The sequence below is a fragment of the Pseudomonas syringae pv. cilantro genome (genome assembly GCF_001293775.1).
GTDB classification, from domain to species: Bacteria; Pseudomonadota; Gammaproteobacteria; order Pseudomonadales; family Pseudomonadaceae; genus Aquipseudomonas; species Aquipseudomonas syringae_P.
Window position 1 is genome coordinate 1 of record NZ_LGLN01000008.1, and the last position, 12,375, is coordinate 12,375.

The 12,375-nt window shown below is 53.2% G+C and carries 9 protein-coding genes; 8 read left to right on the top strand and 1 reads right to left on the bottom strand.

Features of this window, described 5'->3' with window-relative positions; all coding sequences use genetic code 11:
- Positions 1-244 precede the first annotated feature (244 nt).
- Positions 245-760, bottom strand: a complete 516-nt coding sequence (locus ABJ99_RS26395; RefSeq protein ID WP_080377955.1) for an Hcp family type VI secretion system effector — start codon at positions 758-760, stop codon at positions 245-247.
- A gap of 499 nt (positions 761-1,259) precedes the next feature.
- On the opposite strand from ABJ99_RS26395, the gene tssA reads away from it, so the two are divergent.
- From tssA to ABJ99_RS00600, 8 genes are all read left to right on the top strand, one after another.
- A complete protein-coding gene (gene tssA, locus ABJ99_RS00565) occupies positions 1,260-2,807 on the top strand; it encodes a type VI secretion system protein TssA (protein WP_054084155.1) in 1,548 nt (515 codons plus the stop codon).
- Positions 2,808-2,842: 35 nt separating this feature from the next.
- Positions 2,843-3,340, top strand: a complete 498-nt coding sequence (gene tssB / locus ABJ99_RS00570; RefSeq protein ID WP_054084156.1) for a type VI secretion system contractile sheath small subunit — start codon at positions 2,843-2,845, stop codon at positions 3,338-3,340.
- 31 nt (positions 3,341-3,371) lie between these two features.
- Positions 3,372-4,847 (top strand): type VI secretion system contractile sheath large subunit, encoded by a 1,476-nt coding sequence (gene tssC / locus ABJ99_RS00575; protein WP_054084157.1) that lies wholly within the window; start codon positions 3,372-3,374, stop codon positions 4,845-4,847.
- Positions 4,848-4,859: 12 nt separating this feature from the next.
- The gene (gene tssE / locus ABJ99_RS00580; protein WP_054084158.1) at positions 4,860-5,261 is read left to right on the top strand and encodes a type VI secretion system baseplate subunit TssE; all 402 of its coding nucleotides are present in this window, start codon (positions 4,860-4,862) and stop codon (positions 5,259-5,261) included.
- Positions 5,262-5,349: 88 nt separating this feature from the next.
- The gene (tssF, locus tag ABJ99_RS00585) at positions 5,350-7,137 is read left to right on the top strand and encodes a type VI secretion system baseplate subunit TssF (protein ID WP_054084159.1); all 1,788 of its coding nucleotides are present in this window, start codon (positions 5,350-5,352) and stop codon (positions 7,135-7,137) included.
- Entirely contained in the window at positions 7,101-8,108 is a 1,008-nt protein-coding gene (gene tssG / locus ABJ99_RS00590) for a type VI secretion system baseplate subunit TssG (RefSeq protein WP_054084160.1), read from the top strand. The genes tssF and tssG overlap by 37 nt, the downstream gene beginning before the upstream one ends.
- A gap of 9 nt (positions 8,109-8,117) precedes the next feature.
- Positions 8,118-10,715: a type VI secretion system ATPase TssH gene (gene tssH, locus ABJ99_RS00595; protein WP_054084161.1), complete on the top strand. Its 2,598-nt coding sequence runs from the start codon at positions 8,118-8,120 to the stop codon at positions 10,713-10,715.
- Between the two features lies 1 nt (position 10,716).
- On the top strand, positions 10,717-12,243 hold the full coding sequence (locus ABJ99_RS00600) for a sigma-54 interaction domain-containing protein (RefSeq protein WP_054084162.1): 1,527 nt from the start codon (positions 10,717-10,719) through the stop codon (positions 12,241-12,243).
- Positions 12,244-12,375 lie beyond the last annotated feature (132 nt).

Sequence of the window (12,375 nt, forward strand, 5' to 3'; positions counted from 1 at the left end):
GAAGTCCCAGCAGGCGTTCAAGATCCAGTGACAGGCGCTCGCTGACCAGTTCCAGCGTGAAGCAGAAGGGCTGGTTGATGGCTTCATGGCCGGTGAAGGCAAGGACTTGAAAGTCGTGGTCTATATCATCGGGGCTTGGTCTAAAGCTAATCAGGTGACTCATTTCGGACTGCATGAGTTTCTCTGTCTGTCAGGCAAGAAGGGTACCCCATCGATCTGCAGATCGATGGGGTAAAGCTACAGATCAACCTCGGGCTGATTTGCCCCACTTATCGGAACCTTCTGTATTAGAAGTTACATGAGTTTCTACGATGTCACGATAACTGAAATGTACATCTTGCAAGTGTTCAAGATGTGATCTTTCAGAGGCTTGGCGAGTAGGGGTGTGCTTATTAATGGCAACAATTCTGGCGTCTTTCAGGGTGGTCGTATAATAATGTTGTTTGATACCGTTAGCCATGCGATAGAAGGCTATTGTCACTTCTTCCAATTCTTCTTCCTGGACGAAGGCCTGTAATAACAATGGTGATGCCTTGTCAAAAGATTTTGTGATGCGCACGGGTTTGTGTACGCGTAGACCTGTGCTGTTGCCTGAATGAGGATCGTGAGGAACCGTCATTTCGTGATGGTAATCATGAAGGATCGATTCGTCTCGATGATCTTCCTGATAATCTCCACCCACAGATTCTTTGGCAGAGGCATCCTTGGTTATAAGGCCTTGAATTTTTCCTTTGACTGTCAGGTAAGCAAGTATTGACATGAACATTCTCCTGAAGATTGGTAGGCACTACGCAACGAGATGTTGATGCGCAGCACCCTACTTCTCTAACAAATAACGTGCCAGCTTTGTGCTGGGCCAAGGTTTGCGAGGGTTTGAAGTTTGCTCATCGCGTCGCCACCAGGTTTTACAGATTTTCATGAGAAAATTGCGCAACTACTTGCTCAGCTGAAATCCATTTTCTGCGCAGAAGGATTCGAGTACTGTTTCCGGTGCGCTTAGATTTTCCATTAAGGATGTTCTCATAAAAGGTGCGCAAAAAACTGCGCATCTTACGATGGGCAGTGTGTGAGCTTTTTTTTGTATTGCACTTGCTAGTACGTCCTACATTTCTAACTGGATGCGCGTAGGAAATTTCTGAAAGATTTCGGCGTGCCAATTTTCGACTTGTTTGTTCTGAAGGGTGTGGATAAAGTTGGCCCGGCTTCTTTATCAGGTCTGCCAATCTAAACGTTTAACTGCTGATGTCGGAGGGTGTTTGATGGCTTTTCTAGATAATCTGACCATCCACTATCAGGAAGTCGCCCAGCATCCAGTATCAGATCAAGATTATTCAGGCCAGAACATACGCTTCTCGACCCTGTTTGAATCCTTGGAGCAAGAATTGGGCGGTGCGCAGTCAATTTTGGGGGCTTTAACTATTGACTGGCCCAAAATCAGAGAAGGCAGCGAGTATATTCTTGTCAGTCAATCCAAGGATCTGCGGGTCGCCAGCTGGCTTGCCTGGGCGTTGTATGAGTGTGAGTCTTTTGCGGGGCTAGTGGCAGGTTTGGGGCTTATCCATCATCTCTGCGAACGTCACTGGCAGGTGTTGCACCCAAGGAAGGTGCGAACCCGGTCTGCTGCCATTGCATGGCTGGTACTCAGGCTCGAAAAGGTGTTGGTAGAAGATGTGTCTATCGCCAACCAGCTTACCGTCTTTCAACAGCTGGCAAAGTATCTGGACCGGCTGGACGAGATATTGGGTGGCCATTTGGGCGACGATGCACCATTGCTGCTGCCTTTGCGCAGAAGGCTGGCACGCATGATCGAGCGTGCGCTGCACGCTGAAAAAGAGCCCGTCACAGTGGTCGAGCACGTCAAAAAGGTGGCTGCCCAGCTGTTTTCAAGCAGTCCCCTTGTTGAAAACGAGAAAGATGCTCAGCGTGCCTCAAACTCTCTGGATGAAACTGCGCGTGATCTCTGCAAATGGTGGCTGAAACAAAAAACGACTGACCCGCGCGCATTTCGCCTTGCTCGGGCAATTGCATGGCTCGCCATCGACTGTACTCCCGAGTGCAATGCACAAAAAATAACGCAGTTACGTGGGCTGTCTGTAGAAAAACCAAGACATTACCAAGAGCGATTCGAGCAGGGCCTTTACGCAGATCTGATCGTGAATGTTGAAGCGAGCCTGATGTCTGCACCCTTCTGGTTTGATGGCCAGCGTTTAGTCTGGGGCTGTCTGAATGCTTTGGATGCGACAGCGGCCCTACATGAAGTTGAGGCGCACTTGGCGTCACTGCTGAAACGAATTCCGGAAGTCACTGAGTTGCGTTTTCACGATGGCACACCCTTCGCAAATGCCGAAACGTTAGCGTGGATAGACGCTCATATCATGCCCCCGGTGGTCTCCGTTCAGCACCGATGTGAGACAGACGGAATATCCGGACTGCCTGAATGGGAGGTTGTTTATGAAGAACTTGTATCCGGTTTGCAGGTGGGCGGGTTCAAGCCTGCCGTGCAGATTCTGAACCAGCACTTGCACACTGCCAAAGGCGGAAGAGAACGTTTTTTCTGGAGGCTGTGTCTCGCTCGTTTATGTCATCAGGCGAAAGAATACTCGTTGGCAAAAATTCAGCTTGAATTTCTCGATGGGCAACTTCAATCCTCCAGTTTGCATGAGTGGGAACCAGCGGTTTTTCTTGATGTATCACGCTTGCTGTATGACTGCTACGAACGGCTGCCTCAAAGTGACAAGTCAATAAATCGTAAAGAAGAGCTTTATCAAAGACTGTGTCATTACGACATCGAAAGATTAATCGCGTAGCAACGTCCAACTGAAACAGCCTGGAGAAAAGGGCAATGGCCAAAGAAGGCTCGGTAGCACCCAAAGAACGGATTAACATCACGTTCAAGCCCGCTATTGCAGGGGCTCAGGAAGAAATAGAACTGCCGCTTAAACTGCTGGTGTTAGGCGACTTTACACAGCGAGTTGACGAGCGCAAGCTTGAAAATCGTAAAGCGATCAGCATCGACAAGAATAATTTTAACGATGTGATGGCCAAGCAAGAGCTGGAACTTGTCATGAGTGTTCCTAACCGCCTGCAGCCTGATAGCGAGATTGACGATCTGCCCGTCAGCATCAGGGTCGCCTCAATGAAAGACTTCAATCCGGCCAGTCTGGTGGAGCAAATTCCTGAACTGAAAAAGTTGATGGAATTGCGCAATGCACTGATGGCGCTCAAAGGCCCGCTGGGTAATACGCCCGCTTTTCGCAAAGCGATCGAGAGCGTCCTGGCCGATACGGACTCACGTAACAGCGTGCTGACTGAGTTGGGTCTGAGCACCGGAGCGCAGTAGTGCGTTTGAATTTATTGCAGGGGATTAGAGCATGACCATGAAAGCTTCACCGCAAGCCAATGTTGGCGAGTCTCAGTACGGGATTCTCGATCAGATTATTGCAGAAACCAGGCTGAGCCCCGGTGATGACGCCTATGACATTGCCAAGCGCGGTGTTGCTGCATTCATCGAAGAACTGTTGAAACCCCATAACAGTGCCGAGCCGGTAAAAAAGGCGTTGGTCGACCGGATGATTACGGATATCGACAGCAAGCTCAGTCGCCAGATGGATGAAATCCTCCATCACGCTGACTTTCGTGCGCTGGAGGCGTCCTGGCGCGGATTGCAGTTGCTGATCGAACGAACAGATTTCCGTGAAAATATCAAAGTCGAGCTGTTGAGTATTTCCAGGCAGGACTTGTTGGAGGATTTCGAGGACTCGCCTGAAGTGGTCCAGTCGGGCCTTTACAAGCATGTCTACACCGCGGAGTACGGGCAGTTTGGCGGCAATCCTGTCGGTGCCATCATCGCCGATTATTTTTTCTCCCCAAGTGCTCCCGACGTCAAAACGATGCAATACGTCTCCAGCGTCGCCTGCATGGCGCACGCGCCTTTCATTGCGGCTGCGGGGCCAGGCTTCTTCGGGCTGGAGCAGTTTACCGGCCTGCCTGATATCAAGGATCTGAGAGATCATTTCGAGGGCCCCCAGTTCGCCAAGTGGCAGAGTTTCCGTCAGCAGGAGGACGCTCGTTATTTCGCGCTGACGGTGCCGCGCTTCCTGCTGCGTGCTCCGTACGAGCCTGAGGAAAACCCGGTAAAAACGTTTGCCTACAGAGAAAATGTCGCCAACGATCACGAGCATTACCTGTGGGGTAATACTGCCTACGCGTTCGCGACAAAGCTGACAGACAGCTTTGCAAAGTTCCGGTGGTGTCCCAACATCATTGGTCCGTTGAGTGGCGGTGCTGTCGAAGACCTGCCGTTGCATCACTTCCACAGCATGGGTGAAATCGAAACCAAGATCCCGACCGAAGTATTCGTCTCCGACCGCCGTGAATACGAACTGGCTGACGAGGGGTTCATCGCATTGACCATGCGCAAAGGGAGCGACAACGCCGCCTTCTTTTCCGCAAGCTCGGTGCAGAAGCCGAAGTTTTTCGGCAATAGCCCGGAAGGCAAGACAGCCGAACTTAATTACAAGCTGGGCACACAGTTGCCTTACATGATGGTTGTCAACCGGCTGGCTCACTATCTCAAGGTATTGCAGCGCGAACAGATCGGCTCGTGGAAAGAGCGTACAGACCTGGAAGTTCAGCTCAATAAGTGGATTCGTCAGTACATTGCCGATCAGGACAATCCAAGTGCCGACGTTCGTGGCAGACGGCCGTTGCGCAATGCGCAGATCATTGTCAGCGATGTTGAAGGTGATCCGGGCTGGTACCGCGTCAGTTTGAATGTTCGCCCTCATTTCAAATACATGGGTGCTGACTTTACGCTGTCTTTGGTTGGCAAGATGGACAAGGACTGACGAGACAACACTATGAACGCTCGCGGTAGCCTTTTCGAACGCCTCGCCGATCAGACAACGCCTGATATTGACGATGAACAGCGATTGATGAGTTCGATAGCCGCTCATGTGTCGAAAATGCTGGGTACCCGCGCAGGCAGCGTGAAAATGCTGCCAGATTATGGGTTGCCTGACCTTAACGATATAAGCCTGAGTTCGCATGAGGCGTCAAGACAGTCACGGGCAGCCATCGAAGAGGTTATCCGTACTTATGAGCCGCGTCTTTTCGACGTGCATGTCATGCCTGACGAAAGTAGAGGTTGCCCGCTAAAGCGACGGTTCTCTATTGGCGCCTGTGTAGAGATAAATGGAATCAGAAAGTCGGTCAGGCTTTTTGCAACCCTGAGTGGCAATGGTCAAGTGCGTATCGAGTAAATCGATATCAACAGATTTTTAAATAATACCGTGTGTTTTTGGGCGTTGGTTTTGTGGCCGTTTTACAATTCGGTCGGGTAGGTAGCCGTTGTCATTCAATCACTATTATCAAGACGAGCTGATGGCTCTTCGTCAATCAGGGCGACGCTTTGCTGATCGCAATCCTGCATTGGCGCCTTTTCTGGGGCAGGGCAGTCAGGATCCGGACGTCGAGCGGTTACTGGAGGGCTTCGCTTTTTTAACGGGCCGTTTACGTCAGAAACTGGATGACGATTTACCCGAGTTGACTCACTCGCTCATGCAATTGTTGTGGCCGAACTACATGCGGCCCATGCCTGCCATGAGCATGTTGCAATTCGAGCCTTTGGCCACTGTGGGCCCCGGCCTTGTCGTCGAACGTGATACCCCGGTGGAAAGCGAACCTGTGAAGGGCCTGACCTGCCAGTTTCGCACTTGCTTTGCTACTGAGGTATTGCCATTGAAGATGGCAGGCGTTTCCTGCTCGGCCAGCGGAGGTACGGCGATACTGACGTTGCGTCTGAGCATGACGGGCGAGGGGCATCTGGGCGAACTGGAACTAAATCGGTTACGCCTGCATCTTGCAGGTGATCGTCACATCAGTCAGGCGCTCTATCTCGGTTTCATGCGCAAGTTGCAAGTTATCAAACTGTTGCCGTTTGACGGCCACGGCAATCCTTTGGTGACGGAAGACGGGCACCCCGCTGAGTTCAGCATCCCTGCAGATCACGTCTGCCCCGTCGGTTTTGCCGAGGACGAGGCGCTGATTCCCTATCCCCTGAATACCTTCCGCGGCTACCGCTACCTGCAAGAGTATTTTTGCTTTCCGGAAAAGTTTCTATTTGTCGATGTAAAGGGTCTGGATGCTATCAAGTCAATCAACCACGTGCTGTTGACGACGGCTCGTGGTTTTGAATTGGTGTTCGATATGCGTTGCGAGGATATGCAGCGTCTCAGGCCCACCCTTGAACATATCAGGCTGTACTGCACGCCCGTGGTGAATCTGTTCGAACAGGATGCCGTGCCGATCCAGGCTGACGCGCGTCTGGACGAATATCTGTTGATTCCCGATTACCCAGGGGAAGGCAACTGCGGTATCTATTCGGTGGATAAAGTCACTGGCTGGCAGCCAGGAGGCAAGGGCTATCAAAACTATGTGCCATTCGAATCGTTCGAGCATGATCCCGCTGTCGATGTGCAAAGCAACTCGCCGTATTACAGCGTTCGTCACCGTCATTCCATGCTCAATGACGGCCTTGATACGTTTTTAAGCTTCGACCTTCGTGGCGACCGAAAAAATGAAACCATCTCGATCGAGTTGACCTGTACCAACCATAACTTGCCCCAGCAGATCAGGGCTGGCGGGATATGCAAGCCGTGCGATGACACGCCGGACTTCTTGCGATTCAGCAATATCACACCCGCTACCAAAAGCTATGCGCCGCCCATCACCCGGGATTTTCTATGGCGGGTCATCAGCAATATGTCGCTGAATTATCTTTCTCTGGCGAGTGTGGAAGCCCTGAAAGTCATTCTCGAAACGTATGACCTGCCGCGTTACTACGACAAGCGCGCGGAAAGAGTCAGTCAGCACTTGTTGGGTGGACTCAGGGCTATCAGTCATCAGCACGTTGATCGTTTACACAATGGCCGACCGCTGCGTGGCGTAAAAACCGAATTGCTTATCGCACCAGACGAGTTCGCAGATGAGACCAGTCTGTTTCTGTTCGCCTCGGTCCTAAACGAATTCTTTGCGCTTTACGCCAGCTTGAATTCTTTCCATGAACTGCACGTGAAAACCGCTCAGGGAGGTGGTTACGAATGGACGCCACGGATGGGACAGCAACCGCTGCTTTGATGGCTCTGCGCCAGAGTATTCGCGAGTATTCGATTTATCAGGCGATACCTCTGATCCTCGGGATTTTACGTGATCTTCATCCGGACGCCGACGATGAACAGCTTCATGACTTTCTCGAACTACGAGCAAATTCCGGACTTGGATTTCCAGGTAGCGATATCGAGGACATGGCGTGTTTCGAGGAGCACGGGTGCCTGTATGTCCGCCTGCGTCTGAATATGATGAGTCTGGCAGGAGCAGATTCTCCCTTGCCGGCTTTTTATGTCGAGCAAGCGCTGGGAGAGCGAGACAAGCCTAATGCGACCCGCGATTTTCTAGACGTTTTTAATCATCGTCTGCAGAAACTGATGGTGCCCGCTTGGCGAAAGTATCGCTACCACGCCGTTTTCAGCAGCGGCGCGACGGATCCGTTTTCCGAACAATTGTTCGCGTTGATCGGTTTGCATGGCGAGCGTCTCCGCGAAACGACCGAATTGAACTGGAAGCGGTTATTACCCTATCTGGGGCTGCTGAGCCTGCGCGCGCACTCGGCAGCGCTGATCGAGTCGGTGCTTCGTTATTACTTCAAGCATGCCCGGTTATTCATCGAACAATGTGTAGAACGAGCGGTGGACATCAAAGCGCCTCAACTTAATCGCCTTGGAAAAGCGAACAGTCAGCTAGGGCGAAATGCGTTGCTGGGTAGCCGGGTGCCTGACCGGGCCGGCAAGTTCCGTATCCATATAAAACAGCTCGACTGGGACCGCTTCCATGAGTTCCTGCCCATCGGCCAGGGCTATCCGCCTTTGGGGGCCCTGGTGCGATTCACATTACGCGACCCGCTGGACTACGACATCTGTCTGGAACTCCTCAATGAAGACATCAGAGATCTACGCATCGGTCAATCGAACACCTGTCGGCTGGGTTGGACCAGTTGGCTGGGACGCGAGCATTCGTCGGGCCTAGTAACGCTCAACAGACCGAGTCATTAAGGACCCCTCATGATTAATCCAGATTTGCAGCAACTCGTTAACGCCCTTGATGTACCCACTCGCAAAGAACTTGAGAGCACCGCAGAACGCTGCGTGTCCAGAGGCAGCAGCAAGATTCTGGTAGATGATTTGCTGTTTGCCCTCCTTGAACGCCCAGAAGGAATGCTTGCCCGCGCTCTGCTTGACTCAAGTGTTTCAGCTGCGGAGTTTGCAGGTTTGCTGTTTCCGCCCATCGAGCAATGTGCGGATTGTAATCCGGTATTTTCCAGCGAACTTGTTCAGTGGCTTCAGGATGCCCTGTTGATTTCTACGCTGGACCTGGGGCAAAGCCAGATTGATCAGGCGGCGCTGATACTTGCTTTGCTGCGTCATCCATTGCGGTACGCGGATCGGCCGTACCAGCCATTGTTGGCGAAGATCAACATTGAACGTTTTCGCGATTATGCGCTTGCTGAACAGGTGTCCGGTTTGGCGAGGCAAACGGTTTATCAAGGTGAATCCTTGCTCGAACGCTTCACTCATAATCTGACACAACAGGCCAGAGGCGGTTTGCTGGACCCGGTGTTGTGTCGCGATGACTGCATACGCCAGATGATTGACATCCTGGCTCGACGGCGCAAGAACAATCCGATCGTGGTCGGCGAAGCGGGTGTCGGCAAGACTGCTATTGTCGAAGGACTGGCGCTGAGAATCGTGCAAGGAGAAGTCCCTGATCTTTTGAAAGACGTCGAGCTGTTGTCGCTTGATATGGGATTGCTTCAGGCGGGTGCCAGCGTCAAGGGTGAGTTCGAACGCCGTCTGAAAGGTGTCATTGACGAAGTCAAGTCATCGTCGACGCCGATCATTCTGTTCATCGATGAAGCCCATACCCTTATCGGGGCCGGCGCCCAGGCAGGCACGGCGGACGCGGCCAATCTTTTGAAGCCGGCGCTGGCGCGTGGGGAGCTGCGCACGATTGCAGCGACCACCTGGGCCGAATACCGGCAATATTTCGAAAAAGATCCTGCGCTTGCACGTCGTTTCCAGCCGGTTCGTGTGCTGGAGCCCACCGTAGAGCAGGCCATCACCATCCTGCGCGGGCTCGCCCCGACCTATGAGCGCAGCCACGGTGTCTATTTACGTGACGACGCAGTCGTTGCCGCTGCCAGGCTATCGGCGCGTTACCTGTCTGGACGACAGTTGCCCGACAAGGCAGTCGATCTGCTTGATACCGCCTGCGCCCGAGTGCGCATCAGTCTGGTGGCGGTTCCCGAGCGGCTTGAGTGTCTGCGAGGCGAACTGGCTGAGCAACAGAGGCACTTTGACGCAATACAGCGTGATGTCGATGCCGGCATGCGGGTTGATGCCAATGTTTTGAAGACGTTGTCTTCGACTATCTCAGGGATAAAGACCCGGGCAGCCGGGCTCGAATGCGCGTGGGCTGGCCAACAGGCACTGGCTAATCGGCTGCTTGATCTGCGTCGGCAATTGGCCAGCCGAACAGTGCAGCAGCACGCTGCGCCTGTCCGGGCCAGTGAGTGCACGCAGGCACTGCAGTCAGAATTGGCCGAGGTTCAACAGGCGTTGGTCAGCACTCAGATCAACGACTGTCTGGTGAGTTACGAAGTCTGTCCACGGCTGATCGCGGAAGTTGTGCACGCCTGGACGGGCATCCCGTTATCTCAGCTGGTGCAGGAGCACAGTCTCAGAATTGCCGGTTTCTCATCCGGACTGCGTTCGCGCATCCGGGGTCAAGAGCAGGCGATGCAGGCCATCGAAAGATCCGTAAAAGCATCGGCCGCGGGTTTGAATGCGCCCGGCGCGCCGACAGGTGTATTCCTTCTGGTCGGGCCCAGTGGTGTAGGCAAAACCGAAACAGCTATCGCGCTGGCTGATCTGTTGTACGGCGGCGAGCGCTTTCTGACCACCATCAACATGTCCGAGTTTCAGGAGAAACATACTGTCTCCCGCTTGATCGGTGCGCCTCCCGGCTATGTTGGCTATGGCGAAGGCGGCATGTTGACGGATGCGGTTCGACAAAAGCCCTACTCAGTGGTTCTGCTCGATGAGGTGGAAAAGGCTGATCCGGATGTAATGAACCTGTTCTATCAGATCTTCGACAAAGGCATGGCCAACGACGGGGAGGGCAGGGAAATCAACTTTCGCAATACGCTTATCCTGATGACATCCAACCTGGGCAGTGATGTTATTCATGCGAGTTGCCGAAATGGACGCCGCCCGGATGCAACAGAGCTGGAAGCAATCATCAAGCCGACACTCACTGCACATTTCAAACCGGCATTGCTGGCCAGAATGCGTGTCGTGCCTTATTACCCCGTTGACGGTGCAGTGCTGCAGGAATTACTTGAGCTGAAGCTGAATCGCCTTGGGGAAAGACTCGAAACCCGTGGACTGACGTTCAGTTACTCGCAGGAGCTGGTAAGTCATCTGCTGGAACATTGTACCCAGGGCGATAGCGGCGCCAGGCTGATTGATCATTTGCTGGAGTCGTGCCTGACACCGCTCATCACAAACCGTCTGCTCAGTGCCATGAGCACTGGCGATGTCGTTTCCGTCGTTCATGCAACGCTGGATGGTTCGGGCGGAATTGTCTGTGAGTTCGAATAAAATGGTGTCGCCCTTGAATGCACTGCAGGATCCGTTGAGTGATGCGCAGACACTGATTTCGCATTATTCACGCCTGGCACGGTCAGCCAACAGCCAGTCGCTGCTACATGATTTCGCGATATCCGCTGCTGAACTCAGTCACTGTGAAGCGAGTCAGCTTTTTCTGTTCGATGCTGGCCGAAAATGCCTCGGTCTTGCGGCTGAAGCCATGGATGGCGTCGTTCTGAACAAAACACAAAAGAGTTCTTTGGATGACTACGGCGATCAGCCTTTATTACAGTTCAGCCTGCTTCAAAAAGAGATCGTCAGCATTGCGCACATCGATGACAGCCTTTATGACACCGGCTTTTTGCCAGCCCATGTAAAAAAATGGAAATCACTGCTGTGCATGCCGTTGCTTGATGGCGATCAGTCGCCTCAGGGGCTGCTGGTCTGTGTGAGCCAATATCACAAGGAACTGCGCGGTTATGCCGAAGCGGTAAGTGCGTTGGGCTCGTTCGTCATCTCGCAATTGTCCCTGCTCGAGCTATCGGAAAAGCCGACAGACCCTTCGCGCCCCTCGCGCAGGCGCCGTTCACAGACGGCACAGTACGGTCTTATAGGAAACAGCGCCGCGCTGAGCCGCACCACCTATCTGCTGAGCAAGATTCTGGACAGCACCTGCACCGTGTTGCTGACCGGCGAGACGGGGACAGGCAAGGAAATTGTGTCACGCGCGATTCATGAGCACGGACCTCGTCGCGAGAACGCGTTCGTTGTGCAGAACTGCGCAGCGTTTCCAGAGGCGCTTCTGGAAAGTGAGCTGTTCGGCTACCGCAAAGGCGCGTTTACCGGGGCCGATCGGGATCGACACGGTCTGTTCGATACGGCCGATGGCGGTACGCTTCTGCTCGACGAAATTGGCGATATGCCCATGCTTTTGCAAGCCAAGCTTTTGCGCGTACTGCAGGAGGGAGAGATTCGCCCGCTGGGCTCTAACACCGTACGCAAAGTCGATGTGCGAATCATTGCGGCCACCCATAGGGATCTGCCGACGCTGGTTGCAGAAGGGCGTTTTCGTGAAGATCTTTACTACCGGCTTGCTCAGTTTCCCATTGAGCTTCCTCCTCTGCGTCAACGTACTGAAGACATTGAGGTACTGGCCCGGCACTTTGCCGATGAGGCCTGCTTTCATTCAAATCGCGCTGCGGTGCACTGGTCAGAGGCCGCGTTACAAGCGCTGTCCAACTATGCCTTACCCGGTAATGTTCGCGAGCTGAAAGGGTTTGTCGAGCGCGCAGTACTGTTGTGTGAGAACGGCGAGTTGACACCGGAACACTTTCCTGTCCCCGCCACTGTCAGCGACCCCGTGTGTTTGACGCTGCGTGAGCGTATGGAGCAATTCGAGCGCAGCGTGCTGCTCGAGTGCCTGAGCGACAGCGGAGGCAACCGAACTCGTGCAGCCCGTACTTTAGGTGTGTCGCGACGCACCCTGCTGTATCGCCTGGCGCATTTGAAGGTCGCTGCCCACTATGGACGGCGCCATTAACTGTTGATTGACACTGCTTGTCTGGTTCTTTTTCTGGAGACTTTCGCAATGAATGTTCATGGGTGGCGCATTTTGTTTTCTGTGCTCGCGACGCTGGTATGTCTGGTCGGATGCAGTGGTCATTTCAAATTC